13 protein-coding genes and 1 pseudogene are annotated in these 12,949 nt (G+C 67.9%); 8 read left to right on the top strand and 6 right to left on the bottom strand.

Going from position 1 to position 12,949, the window contains the following annotated elements:
• Positions 1–16 precede the first annotated feature (16 nt).
• Entirely contained in the window at positions 17–577 is a 561-nt protein-coding gene (locus VJ897_RS04290; RefSeq protein WP_324053579.1) for a TetR/AcrR family transcriptional regulator, read from the bottom strand.
• 135 nt (positions 578–712) lie between these two features.
• On the opposite strand from VJ897_RS04290, the gene VJ897_RS04285 reads away from it, so the two are divergent.
• The 8 genes from VJ897_RS04285 to VJ897_RS04250 all read left to right on the top strand — a co-directional run bounded on the left by VJ897_RS04285 (position 713) and on the right by VJ897_RS04250 (position 7,843).
• A complete protein-coding gene (locus VJ897_RS04285) occupies positions 713–1,591 on the top strand; it encodes an SDR family oxidoreductase (protein WP_324053577.1) in 879 nt (292 codons plus the stop codon).
• Between the two features lie 42 nt (positions 1,592–1,633).
• Positions 1,634–2,107 (top strand): ester cyclase, encoded by a 474-nt coding sequence (locus tag VJ897_RS04280; RefSeq protein ID WP_324053575.1) that lies wholly within the window; start codon positions 1,634–1,636, stop codon positions 2,105–2,107.
• Between the two features lie 74 nt (positions 2,108–2,181).
• Positions 2,182–2,715 (top strand): hypothetical protein, encoded by a 534-nt coding sequence (locus tag VJ897_RS04275; protein ID WP_324053573.1) that lies wholly within the window; start codon positions 2,182–2,184, stop codon positions 2,713–2,715.
• 357 nt (positions 2,716–3,072) lie between these two features.
• Positions 3,073–3,858 (top strand): CPBP family glutamic-type intramembrane protease, encoded by a 786-nt coding sequence (locus tag VJ897_RS04270; protein ID WP_324053571.1) that lies wholly within the window; start codon positions 3,073–3,075, stop codon positions 3,856–3,858.
• Positions 3,859–3,863: 5 nt separating this feature from the next.
• Positions 3,864–5,015, top strand: coding sequence for a serine hydrolase domain-containing protein (locus VJ897_RS04265; RefSeq protein WP_324053570.1), 1,152 nt, complete (start codon positions 3,864–3,866; stop codon positions 5,013–5,015).
• A 4-nt stretch (positions 5,016–5,019) separates the two neighbouring features.
• Positions 5,020–6,411 (top strand): serine hydrolase domain-containing protein, encoded by a 1,392-nt coding sequence (locus VJ897_RS04260; protein WP_324053568.1) that lies wholly within the window; start codon positions 5,020–5,022, stop codon positions 6,409–6,411.
• The gene (locus VJ897_RS04255) at positions 6,408–7,436 is read left to right on the top strand and encodes an alpha/beta fold hydrolase (RefSeq protein ID WP_324053566.1); all 1,029 of its coding nucleotides are present in this window, start codon (positions 6,408–6,410) and stop codon (positions 7,434–7,436) included. The genes VJ897_RS04260 and VJ897_RS04255 overlap by 4 nt, the downstream gene beginning before the upstream one ends.
• Positions 7,433–7,843, top strand: coding sequence for a hypothetical protein (locus VJ897_RS04250; protein ID WP_324053564.1), 411 nt, complete (start codon positions 7,433–7,435; stop codon positions 7,841–7,843). Before VJ897_RS04255 ends, VJ897_RS04250 begins: the two co-directional genes overlap by 4 nt.
• A 156-nt stretch (positions 7,844–7,999) precedes the next feature.
• On the opposite strand, the pseudogene VJ897_RS15235 reads toward VJ897_RS04250, so the two are convergent.
• The 5 genes and pseudogenes from VJ897_RS15235 to VJ897_RS04230 all read right to left on the bottom strand — a co-directional run.
• Positions 8,000–8,152 (bottom strand): annotated as a pseudogene (locus tag VJ897_RS15235) (HXXEE domain-containing protein); the annotation flags it as partial.
• A 112-nt stretch (positions 8,153–8,264) separates the two neighbouring features.
• Entirely contained in the window at positions 8,265–8,780 is a 516-nt protein-coding gene (locus VJ897_RS15230; protein WP_414706672.1) for a M23 family metallopeptidase, read from the bottom strand.
• 469 nt (positions 8,781–9,249) lie between these two features.
• Positions 9,250–11,154, bottom strand: coding sequence for a serine hydrolase domain-containing protein (locus VJ897_RS04240; protein WP_324053561.1), 1,905 nt, complete (start codon positions 11,152–11,154; stop codon positions 9,250–9,252).
• Positions 11,151–11,990, bottom strand: coding sequence for a DUF6544 family protein (locus VJ897_RS04235; RefSeq protein WP_324053559.1), 840 nt, complete (start codon positions 11,988–11,990; stop codon positions 11,151–11,153). The genes VJ897_RS04240 and VJ897_RS04235 overlap by 4 nt, the downstream gene beginning before the upstream one ends.
• A 285-nt stretch (positions 11,991–12,275) precedes the next feature.
• On the bottom strand, positions 12,276–12,949 hold a 674-nt coding region (locus VJ897_RS04230), incomplete at its 5' end, for a site-specific integrase (protein WP_527251208.1).

The raw sequence follows: 12,949 nt of genomic DNA, 5'->3' as shown, positions 1-12,949 counted from the left end.
GCGCGCGGCGATGCCGTCATGGCCGCGTGAACACCGACAGCGCCAAGGTCATCATCTCGCGGATGCGGGCCTTGTCCTCGCCCGAGGCCCGTTGGGTGATGGCAAGGGCAATCTGTTCGCCCAGGTATTTCGCCCCGGCCTCGACCGACAGACCAACCGGCCAGTCCCCGGCGTCGCGACAGGACTGCAGGAATGCGACATAGGCCGCCTGCGCGGCCGCGTCGATCTCCTCCACCCGCGCCCGCGTTTCCGGCCCCAGCCGGTGCTTGCCCGCGCGCATCTTGTAGAACAGGCAGCCGGTTTCCATGCGGGGATCGTCGCTCGCAAAGTCGATCAGGGCGGCAAGCGTCTCGCGCAGCCCCGTCCCGCCGTGCAGGACCACGAACATCTCCGACAGCACTTGTTCGGCATAGCGGTCGAGCACCGCACGCGACAGCCCGTCCTCGCTTCCGAACTCGCGGTAGAGCGAGGGCTTCGAGATGCCCGCCATCTGGCAGATCGCGTTGACCGACACGTCCGCCGGATCGCTCTGCCAATACGCGGTCATCGCGACGTCCAGCACCTTCTCGGCGTTCATCGTACGCGGCCTGCCGCGCGCGGGTTTCGGATGATCATCATTCATTTTGTTACCGATTGGTATTTTATGACTTGACGAAGCGTCGTAGATATTCGTACCAGTCGGTAACATCACGCGCAAGCAGGAGAATGAATCATGTCGGAGACGGGAAGAACGGTCGTCATCACCGGGGCAAGCAGCGGATTTGGCGCAGCGGCGGTGCGCGCCTTTGCCGACCAGGGTAACCGGGTCTGGGGCACGATGCGGGATGCGGAGGGGCGCAACGCGATCAAGAAGGCGGAGCTGGAGGCTCACTCCCCCCGCATCGCGATCGCCGAGATGAACGTCACCAGCGACGCCTCGGTGACCGACGGCTTCGCCCGCATCCTCGCCGAGGGCCCGGTCGACATCCTGATCAACAACGCGGGCATCATGTATATCGGCATGACCGAGGCCTACAGCGTCGCGCAGGCCCATGAGCAGATGGAAACCAACTATTTCGGTGCCATCCGCGCGATGCAGGCGGTGCTGCCGTCGATGCGAGCAGCGGGCAGCGGCCTGATCATCAACACCAGCTCCATCGCCGGGCGGGTGTCGGTGCCATTCTTCGGCACGTACTCCGCCACGAAACACGCGCTGGAGGCCTACAGCCAGAGCCTGCGCTACGAGGTGGCCCCCTTCGGCGTCGACGTGGCGTTGGTCGAGCCGGGGCCGTTCCCCTCGAACCTGCTCGCCGCCGGAAAGCCGCCCGCGCACGAGGACGTGCTGGCGTCCTACGGCGACCTCGGCAACGTGCCCGCCACCATGATCTCGGGCTTCGCCGACATGCTGGCGAGCGAAGCCGCCCCCGACCCCCAACTGGTCGTCGACGCCTATCTCGCGCTGGCCGATGCCGCACCGGGCAAGCGCCCGACGCGCACGGTCGTCGGCATCACCTGGGGTGTCGATGAGGTGAACGCCTTCACCCAGCCGCGGCAGGACGCCCTGCTGAAAGAAATGCAGCTCGAAACCGTTCTGGGCGGCCTCGACGCCTGACAACCTCATTTTTCTCCAACAATCCCGAAAGGAACAAGACCCATGAAACAGACCCTGACCGCCGCAGCCGTCGCCATGGCCACGCTGATCAGCCCCGCGTTCGCCGATGACATCGACACGGTGCGCGCCTTCTATGCCGACATCCTCACGGACCCGGCCGGAACGACGGAGGAGCGGTATTACGAGGTCTTCTCGCCCGATGTCGTCTCGATCCCGACCCCGCCGGGCGGCGAAGGCGCGCAAGGCATGCTCAACACGATCGCCTTTCTGGGCCAGGTCGTGCCGGACCTTGAATGGGAGCCGCAGGAGATCATCGACGTCGGCGACGGACGCTTCGTGGTTCGCAGCCTTTTCCGCGGCACACCGGTCGGTCCGTTTTTCGGCGTCGATCCGGCCACCGGCAAAAGCTTCGAGGCCATGTCCATCGACATCGTGACGGTCGAGGACGGGCGCATCACGCTCACCTACCACCTCGAGGACTGGACCGGCGCTATCGCGCAGCTGACCGCCGAGTGACGGACAAGGGCCCGGCCGCGTCGATCGTGGCCGGGCCTTTTCGTCCCGTTCCCCGATCTCAAGGAGCATGCCGAATGTCGACGTCTTTTGCCTCCACCCTCGGCCTGCTCCTGTGCCTTGCGCCCGCATTGGTCCACGCTGTCGAAATCGTCCGCCCCCTCGGGGCGCGCTGGGTCGTGAACTGGGTGTTGCCGTTCTTTGCCCCCGGCCTGCCGCTCCCCGCCAAGGCCCTCACCCAAGACGACCAGATCGCCATGCTGGACGCGGCCCTCGAGGCTGCACCCAAGGACAAAAACCCCGCGGGCGCCGACTACATCTTCCTGATGCTGTTCGAGCAACGACAGGGCGCCCTTGCCTTCATCGCCGTGGCGGCTGGCGTCATCTACGGGCTGACGCTGCCCCTGGCCGATCGCCATGCCCTGCACCTGGTCTTCGGCATCATGGCGGCCCTCTTCGCGCTGGTGAACGTCAACCATGCGGGCGTGCAATTGCTGGGCCATCATCCACGGATTTCCCGCAACGGGCGCAACGTGGGCATCATCTTCACGCCATTCTGGGCAGCAGCTGCGGTCCTGAATTTCCTGGGCTTCTCTGCCGTCGCCAGTTGAACCGGTCAGCGCGCCGAGTAGAAACCGGAACGGTCGTACGACGTTCGAAAGGTTCGATCCGCATCGCGTTGGCGGAGCGGAAGGGACTGTGAGCGAACGCTCTGCAGCGTAAACTCCTGTTTGTTGGCATTCATCGGAAAGCGTTGATGCGTAGCGGTGCCGTGTCAGGAGCGCTTCCGGTGATTATCCCAGCAGCTCAACGCAGCATGATTAGGCGAATCGGCGCCTCGTTGCCCAAGATGTGTTAACTGTGCCGGAGGGTCTTCTCGATCCGTGGAGTGCTTCGCAATGCCAGTGATGCCAAATCCGCCTGCTTCGAGACGGATACCCTCCTCGGCCCTCGCTCTTTTTCTGTCCGTGACCTTCCTGATCACCTGGGGCGTGATAGGGAGCTATATCGTCGCCCCGGACCTTGCAGCAGGCCTCTTCGGCGAGATCAGCGGATCGCACCCCCTGTTCTTCCTGGCCACGTGGTCGCCGGCCATCGCGGCCTTCGGGGTCGTCTACCTGCATGGCGGAGTGTCGGGCGTCCGGGCCTTCCTGTCGCGCCTGCTCATGTGGCGCGGGTCATGGGGATGGGCGGCGTTCATCCTGCTCGTCATTCCGCTCGTCTTCGTCGCGGGCTCGCTGATCAAAGGCGGGCCGATGCTGGCGCCGCTGCCGCCCGAGGGCGCGGGCGCGGTCGTGGCAGTGATGTTCATGATGCTCTTTCTCGGACCTGTGGAAGAGTTCGGCTGGCGCGGCGTCATGCAGCCCCTGCTGCAGCGCCACATGGCGCCGGTTTGGGCGGGGATCATCATCGGCGCGACCTGGGGGATCTGGCACCTGCCGGCCTTCTTCCTTGCCGGCGTGGTCTTCGCCGACTGGAATTTCCTGCCCTTTTTCGTGGGCAACATCACGCTCGCGCTTCTGGTCACGCCGATCTTCAACAGCGCCCGTGGCAGCCTGCTCTGGCCGATGCTGTTCCACTGGCAGCTTATCAACCCCTTCTGGGCCGATGCACAGCCATGGGACACGTGGATCCTGGTGGCTGTGGCCGTGGTCGTCGTCTGGTGGAACCGCGACACGATGTTCAGCCGCGAGGGCGCCGTCACCGAGGTCATCCCGGCCGCGCGCCACGCCGCGGCACAGCCGGCGGGTTAGGAAAAATGCGTCGGTGGCTTCTTCTCGTCTGCTCGGTCGCCCTTGCCTGCCTCACGGCGCCCGTAACCGCGCAGGAGGATCGGCTGGCTGCCGTGCTCGGGGACTTCCACGCGCGCTACGGCTTTCCGGGTGCCACCGCGGCGATTGCCCTGCCCGACGGCACGGTCGTGACCGCCGCCACGGGCCTTGCCGATGTGGAGGCTGGCCGCGCCATGACGCCGGAAACGCCCATGCTCGCCGCGAGCATCGGCAAGAGCTTCGTGGCGGCCACGGTCCTGGCTCTGGAAACCGAGGCGCGGCTCTCGCGCGACGATCTGCTGTCCGCGCACCTCGGGGATCGCCCGTGGTTTGATGCGCTGCCCAACGCCGAGGACATCACCATCAATCACCTCCTGCACCACACGTCCGGGCTGCCGGACCATGTGCATCTGCCGGAGTTCCAGGCGGAGTGGGCCGGGCTGGTCGGCGGGCCGGCGTTCGACGCACAGGACCTGACGGGGTTCGTGACCGGACGGGAACCGCTCTTCGAGGCCGGGCAGGCCTGGGCCTACAGCGATACGGGCTATGTACTGCTGGGCCTCGTGATCGAGGAGGTGACCGGACAGGGCTGGCACGAGGCCGTCCGCACCCGCCTGCTGGGTCCGCTCGAACTCGGCAGCACGGTCCCGTCGGACCGCCCCGACCTGCCGGGACTCGCGGTGGGCTACGTCGATCCCGACAACCCATTCGGCCTGCCCGCCCGCACCGCTGATGCCGAGGGGGAGCTTCTGTGGAACCCTGCCGTGGAATCGGCAGGCGGCGGCTTCGCCTCGACCTCTGCCGATCTGGTGCGCTGGGGGCATCTGCTGTTCGGCGGCGATGCGATGGAGGCCCCCTATCTCGACCGGCTGCTCGACGGCGTACCCGTCGATCCGGACGCCCCCGGCATCCTCTACGGCGCGGGTGTGGCGATCTATTCCGACACGCCGCGCGGGCCGGTCTATGGCCATGGCGGCTGGATCCCCGCCTATGTCTCGAGCCTGCGCCACTACGCCGATCACGGCTTGACCGTGGCCTTTCAGGTCAACACCGACGTCGGCATCGCAGATGACACGAGCGATCTCGTCCCCGCGCTCGAGGCCGCGCTTGCCGATCTGGCGATCTCTCTCATCCGGTGAATGCATGCGCGTCGCGGTTGCTTCGGGTCTCGTGGCGCTGAGTGTCCTTGCCGCCCCGGTTTCACCCGAACGCGGTGACGACGGGACGCTACCGGACCGGCTGGCGCTTATCGTGGAGGACCGCATGTCGGCGGACGGGGTGGCGGGCGCGGTCATGGTGTTGATCAAGGGCGGCAAGCCGGTCTGGACGGGTGCCTTCGGCACGGCGGATCCGGTGGCCGGCCGGCCGATGACCGCCGATGCCCTGTTCCGCGTCGAGTCGATTTCCAAACCCGTCACCGCATGGGGCGCGGTGCGCTTGGCCGACACCGGGCGGCTGGATCTCGACACGTCCATCGACGCGTGTCTGACGCGCTGGTCCCTGCCCCAGGAGGCGGGCGGGATCACCCTGCGCGCGCTCCTGAGCCACAGCGCCGGCATAGGCCTCGGCGACTACGCCGCGCGCTTTCCGCCCGAGGGGCCGAAGCCCGGCCTGCCCGAGCACATCGCGCAGGACTTCAGACTGATCGCTGCACCAAGGGCCGGGTTTTCCTATTCCGACACCGGCTACACCCTGCTGGAACTCGTGATCGAGGACTGCACGGGGGAGGGTTTTGCCGCGCTCATGGCGCGCGAGGTGTTGGCGCCCCTCGGCATGACCGGGGCGAGCTTTGACTGGACCGGGGCTTCGATGCCCGTGGGCCATGACCTGCGCGGGCACCCCGTCGCCCCCTACATCTACCCGGGACGCGCCTCTGGCGGGCTGCATGCCACCGCCGCCGACATCGCGCGTTTCGCCGTGTCCGGGATGGCGGGCGCGGAGCAAACCGTGCTCTCGTCTGAAGGCGTGGCCAGCCTGCATCGCCCCGAGGTCGCGGTCGGCGGCCTGTTCGGCTTCGCCGCCCAAGGCTACGGGCTGGGACATTTCACCGAGATGTTGTCGGACGGTCGCGCGGCGGTCTGGCACGGCGGACAGGGCTACGGCTGGACGAGCCACATGCACCTCGTGCCGGACACCGGCGACGGCATCGTGATCCTCGCCAACAGCCAGCGCGCCTGGCCGCTTTTTGCCGCCGTCCTGCGGGAGTGGTCGGAGAGCCTCGGGGTGGCGCCGGTCGGCATGGCGCGCGTGCTCTGGGCGGAGGCGGCAGCGCGCATCGGCATCGCAGTGGGTGTCGGCTTGGGGTTTCTCGGTCTCTGGTGTGCGTATCGCGGCTGGCACGGGTCCAGCCTTGTTCGCCGGGTAACGGGCACGGTCGCGGCGGCGCTGGTTCTCTGGCCCCTCTGGGCAGTGACGCGGGACTACCTGTTCCTCTTCTCGATCCTTCCGGGCCTCTGGCCTTTTATTGCCGCAGCTTCCGTGCTCGCGGGGCTCGGCCTTGCCGCGGCGGCCGTCGCACCGGAGCCCCGGCGATGAGCATGCTGCGGATCACGGCACTCGCCCTTCTGGCTCTCCTCGCAGGCGGTATCGTCTGGAAGAGCCTGCCCGCCCGCACCACGCCCGTCGCCGGCCCCGACCCGATCGCCGAACTGATCTCGGCGGAAATCAGCGGCACGACGCAATGGCTCCTGATCCGGGGAGCGGACCGAACGGCGCCCATCCTCCTGTGGCTGCATGGCGGGCCCGGATCGGCGCAGATGCCCATCCATGGAGTCACCGCGGCGCTGGAACGCGACTTCGTCGTCGTGCATTGGGATCAGAGCGGGGCGGGCAAGTCGAACCCGCCCGGTTTTGACCCGGCGACCATGACTCTCGACCGGTTCCTGTCGGATGCGCGAGTGGTCACCGCGCTATTGCGTGAGCGCTTGGGCGACCAGCCCCTGATCGTGCTCGGCCATTCCTGGGGCACGATGCTGGGCGCACGGCTGGTGGCGCGCTGGCCCGGGGAGTACGCCGGCTATATCGGGGTTGGCCAGCAGGTGGACACGCTGCGCGGCGCGGCGCTGGCGCTCGACTGGCTGGAGGAGGTCGCGCCGACGTCCGATCTCGCAGGACTGGACCCGCAGTCCTTCCGCGACCACGATCTCTACGTCCGTCTAATGCAGGAGGTCGAGGCCCATGGCGGCGGCATGAACGTCTCGCTCGCCGCCCTGCTGCCGCGCGCGCTCGCCGCGCCGGAATACCGGCTGGTGGACTACTGGCGCTGGCTCGACGGGGCGAACCGCGGCAGCGGGCCGATGTGGGCCGAGTACCGCACGCGCGACCTGATCGCCGAGTTGCCCGTGATGCCGGTGCCGATGCTGCTGATCTCGGGCACGCGCGACTGGAACACGCCGGTCCCGCTTGTGCGCGCGTGGTTCGCGGCGGTCGAGGCCCCGCAGGGCAAGCGGATGGCGCCGTTCGACGGCTCGGGCCACGCGCCGTTCCTGACCGAGACCGATCGCTTCGTGGAGACGGTGCGCGGCTTTGCGGCCGGGATCGCGGCGGTGACGATCGAATGACCCTGGCATGGCTCACGATCTTTGGCATCGTGCTGACAGGTCTGGCCGCGGCGACGAGCCTGGGCATGCTGCTGTTCCCCGAACGCTGGAGCAGGTTCGAGATCTGGGCCTATGGCGGCGCGCGGCGCCCCTGGCCGGTCTGGGCGCTCGCGGGTGGTCTGCTCGCAGTCTGGGGGCTCGCCGCGGTGGATTTCGCACTGCGTCAGGACACAGGCAGGACATGGGCAGGCTGGGCGCTTGTCGTCGGTGTCCCCGCACTGTGGGCGGTCAAATCGGTCGCGCTGGTCTTCAATCCTGCAGGGCGCGCCGTCGTCTCGGGCATCTCCGACCCCCGCAGCTGGCGGAAGATCGGCCTCGCGCGTCTGCCCATCGCGCTCGGTCTCGCCGCACTCGTCTGGTTTGCCTGATCGCCCGACCCACCCGGGCAGCATTCGTGCAAGCTGCAGGGCGGCGATCGCAACCACCGGCACGGCCGCAGCGCCAAGGAGCCGCGCGAGGGCGCGCTTTCGCCACACGCGCCCGGGCGCGGCATCGAGACCGGCCAGAACCAGAGCAGCCGCCGGCGCGACGAGCAGGATCCCGGTGTAGACGCCCGGGACCGGAGCCCGCGCGACGGCGGATTGCGCGGCATGGCCAGCCGCATTGACCAGCAGCCCACCCGCGATGATCGCCGCGATCCAGCCCCAGACCCCCTGCATCCGGTCCCGGACCGCCATGGCGAGAGCGGCCGAGACTGTCACACCCCGAAGCGGAGAACCTCTTCGAGATTGTGTCGCGCGAAGGCCATGCCCTGGGTCGCGAGCCGCCAGCCCATCGTGGCGGCCTGTCTCACCCGTCCGCACCGTCCAAACGATCGCCGCGCACCAGGAACCGGCGACCGATGCGCAGGGCCAGCGGTTCCCCCGCGATCGGAGGCGCACCTTCGGGCGGGGGCCGTTGAGCATGGATGTGCAGATGTGGCTCGGTCGAGGCGCCGGAGTTGCCGACCTCGCCCAGCGGATCGCCGACCTCTACCGGGTCCCCCGGCGCGACCGCGACGCTGCCCTGCCGCATATGCGCGAAGACGATTTCGGCCTCGCCGCAGCGCAGGATGACGTGGTTGCCCAGCCGGTTGATCTGGTCGCTTTCCGGCACCTCGGAATCTGGCCAGTCGCCCTCGGCCCGGACCACGCTGCCCGCGCAGGGCGCGCGCAGCGGCGCGCCGAAGATCGCGTAGGCCGCCGGGTCGGCAGGCCGCCAGCCGGGTGCGCGCAGCCCCCTAGGGCCGAGACCGAAGAAATCAACGGCATAGGACTGACCGCGCCACGGCTGGAATCTCTCGACAGTGGGATCGAGGGTGCGCATGTGCCCATTCACCAACGTATTCGACCCGCCATGCCCGACAAGGTAGGCACCCGGGCCGAAAGGGTTGGCGATATCGACAACCTCGACAGGCGGCAGCTTCTGCCCGGAGAGGGCTCTCGCGCCGTACCAGCCGCCAAGGCCGAGCAGGACGAGCGCGAGCCCGGTTCCCGCCCACCCCCACAGCCCCGCCGGCAAAAGCGGCAGCCCGGCGAAATGCGCACGGAACAGGTTGGTTCCGACAATCCCCATCCACAGCGCCGCGTAGACCCATGGCAACCACCAGACCGGCAGCGCCCATTGCGCCACCCGCGCCAGCGCGAACAGGAACGCGGCGATGCCCGCGCTTTGAAGCGCGAAGCCGAGCGCGCTGCCAAGCGGCGCGAAGGCGAGCCAGACAAGCAGCGCCAGCGGCAGCGCGACCTGAAGGCCGAGGGCAACAGCGATCATCGGCAGGGCTGCGGGCCGGACATCAGATCGGTCCGCCGAACGCGAGGCCCCAGCGCAACAGAAGCCCGCCAAACGCCGCCAGGCCGAGCGCGAACGCCGTCTGATGCAGTCTGCGCCAAAAGCTCCACCCCGGCGCGCGCCAGACGAAGACGAGCGACAGAAGCACCAGCGCGGCCATCACGGCCAAGCCGTCGGCGAGGACCAGCACCGCTTGAAGCGTCGGCTGCGGCTGATCGAAGATGTATTCGGATCCCAGCCGCGCCGCCGTCAGCGCGGCGGCGATGGCGGCCCCGGCGAAGATCCAGACGGAGGCCGCCCCGGCCAGACCGGCCCAGGCCGCCAGCACGCCGCTGCGCGTCACGCCCCGGACCCCGTGTCGCCAGATCAGCCCCACCATTGTGGTGAGCGACAGCAGCGCTGCCGCCCCGAAGGCCGCGAAAAGCCAGACCGGATCCGCAAGCCCTCGCAGCCGCTCATGGGTGTGCGCGCCGGTTCCGTCGGCAAGGCGGACAATGCGGCCCTGCGCGCCCCGGATCAGCGCGATCCGGTCGCCTTGCGCATTCTGCCACAGGTCCGGGCCGATCGGCTCGAACCGCGAGGGCGCGGGCAGCTTGCCCGTGGGCAGCGTCAAAGCGCCATCGGGCGTCGCCGTCACCGGCAGCACCGACAGGGCCCCGAAGAACTGCGCCGAGCCCGAGAAGGGCCGACGGTTGTTCAGATACCGGCCTGCCGCCTCGGACGCGCGCTCGGCGGCGTCGGGCACCGCCTCCGGCGCCGGCGGCTCCAGTCCTGAGTCCGCGGCGAGCTCGGCCAGGATCAGGTCGGGCGCCAGCAACGGCAGGCTCGCGCCAGCACCGCCGTTCTGCGAGATGAACACGCCGGCCTCGATTTCGGGGATGAAGACAAGGTTTGACAGGAACTCGTTGAGGCCGCCGCCATGGCCGTAGACCATGGTGCCGAACAGCGGCCGCGATTGCAGACCGTGGGCCATGTCCGCCGCCTCTGGTCGGTCGTCGTAAAGCCGCGTGCGCATGGCCTGCATCGTTTCGGGCTGCAGAAGGCGCGCGCCCTCCAGCGCCCCGTCGCCCATGAGGAACCGCAGGAACCGCGCCATGTCGGCCGCTGTGCTGGCGATGCCGCCCGCCGGTGCGAAGGCGCCTATGTCGATGCGGAAGGCCGGATGCGCGATGCCGCCCTGCACCCGGTAGCTGCGCGACAACGGCGGCTGACCCTCGCGGCGCGAGCCTTCGCCCAAGGTCGTGTCCTCCATGCCGAGCGGGTCGAGGATCCGCGTCTGCACGGTCTCTTCCCAGGATTGCCCGGTAACCTCTTCGACCACGAGACCCGCCAGCGCGACGCCCCAGTTCGAATAGGATGTCACCTCGCCACGCGGAAACACCTGTTCCGGCGCGGATGCCGCCAGCGCCTCGGCCCGCGGTAAGGCGGCGATGGCGGGATCGAAAATCGCGTAGCTTTCCTCGAAGCCCGGCCTGTGGCTCATCAACTGGGCCATGGTCAGCGGCGCATCGCCCGGCACCAGGCCCCCCGGCAGGTAACGCGAGAGATCCTGCTGCAGGTCGAGCGCGCCGTCCTCGGCAAGCTGCATTACAGTCACCCAGGTGAAGAGCTTGCTGATCGACCCGATCTCGAACCGCGTTGCCTCCGGGCTGACCGGCGTGCCCTCTTCGACATCGGCGAGGCCATAGCCCCGCAGGATCACCGTGTCGCCAGACACGACGGCCGCAACCGCGCCGGGCACCTGTTCGCGCAGCATGAACCCCTCTGCCAGCCCGTCCAGCCGGGCCGCAAGGGCGGCGGCGTCCTCCTGCGCACGCGCGCCCTGTGCGGCGACGAGGCCGAGCATGGCCACCGCAAGCGTCAGGAAAAGTACCGCGGGCCTGCGCCGGATGGAGGCGCAGGCGCTCATCCCTCGGCCCCCGGAAAGCGGATCTCGGTCACGTCGGCGAGGAAGAAGGGGAAATAGGCCTCGGTGCCGAACATGTTGCCTGCCTCCACCCGGAACGGCAGGCGGTAGCCCTCCACCTCGCGGAAATCGGACATGACCGCGCCGAACGGCTGCAGCCTGTGAACCTTGTCGGGGTTCGCATCGCTCCAGCGCTGGAAGGAGACCTCCACCGGGCGGCCTTGCGCGTCGACCGTGATGTCGACCGCCTGTTCGAGGTCGCCGTGCGTGATGGTCACGCGGGCGGTATCGTCGTCCACGGCAGACCACCGAACGTCCGGTCCGGGCATCAGGGCCGCAGGCGCCCAGATCGTCGCCTCCGCCGCATAGCGGCCGAAGGCGGATCGCGTGTGATCGGGGTTGCCACCCAGCCGGCCCACAGGGATCAGGCTGAAGATGCGAAACCGCGTCCAGCTGCCCGAATCTGAACCGGAGACAGGCATGCCGCCACGCGTGCGCATCGACCAGACGAACCCCTCCGGAACCGCGAGGATCTGACGCGCCTCCATGGGCTGGTAGCGCGGGTCGTCCTTGGACCCCAGACTGAACTCACCCGTCATCTCGATGACGGCAACCGGCAGGAGTGGCGTTCCAGGCCAGATCGTGTAGGCAAAGTAGCGTTGGGCCGGTTCGGGCAGACCGGCCACCATCGCCGCATCGAAGAGTTCCGGGTTCTCCGGCTGGAGCGCGGCCAGCCTGTCCCACTCTGCCCGGTCGGCACGCCAGTCCAGAAGCCTCATGGCGGAAAGCGCGATGAGGACAAGCAGGATTGCGACAACAATTCCAATGATGAATTTCATGCGATCTGTTCGCTTTTTTGTGGCCTTGCCGACTGTGATGCCGACCTATCGAATGTGCGATGACTTCGATCAAGGCGGCAGCGCGCCGGAGAACCGGTGGACGTCTGCATTGACGCGATCATCCTGCTACGCAGTTTCCGGCCTGCTACCCGTGAGAAAGTGGGGCCACTTCTGCACGCCGATACGGGGGCCCCATTCCGAGCCGATTGACATCAGCAGCGTCCCTGTGCGCTTGCAGAGGTGCTCCCAGCGCATTCCGAGAAGTTCCCCGCGACGCATCCCGGTCTAGACGGCCAATAGGATGCCGGAGCGAAGCCACTGATTGCGCGTGGCCAGAGACGCTTGCAGCAGCAGTTCCAACTCCCCCGACTGCAGCCGCCTCTCTCTGGCGTCGGGTGCTTTGGGCTTCCTCACTTGGGCGACCGGGTTCACCGGCATGGGTAGATCCCACTCCAGCCTTGCCACCTCGAAGATGGCCCGAAGAAGTCCGAGATCGCGGAGCACCGTTCCCGGGCTTACGGTCTTGAGGCGGCTGTCACGGTATCGACTGAACATCTGTGGTGTGGCCTTTGTGAGCGGCATCGTGGCCCATGGCTGTCGCAGGAAGCCGCCCAGCCTCTTGTTCTCGGAAGCTGCACCGCGCTTGCTAATCGTCACTTCTCGGCGGTACCGGTCCAGTAGATCGCGGACGCTGGTGCGATCAAGTGCCCTAGGATCGACGCCGATTGCGGTTGCATCAAGTTCGGCTTCAATCTGCCGTGCCCATCGCTCGGCGTCCCGCTTGGATTGGAAAGAGTTGCTCCTCGGCGCGTGTCCCTTGATGCGCACCTGCGCCTGCCACTTGCCGTTGCGCTGTCTGAGTGTGGCCATGTCAAAAACTCCCGTTGCTGTGACCAGAGTGTGACAAGCTGCGATGTAGGAGTTTTTCGCGGAGGCCCCTAAGCGGCTGAAACCGCTAT

This window comes from Salibaculum sp. (assembly GCF_035270045.1).
In the GTDB taxonomy this organism is placed as follows: Bacteria; Pseudomonadota; Alphaproteobacteria; order Rhodobacterales; family Rhodobacteraceae; genus Salibaculum.
This window is presented reverse-complemented; position numbering and strand designations above follow the sequence as displayed.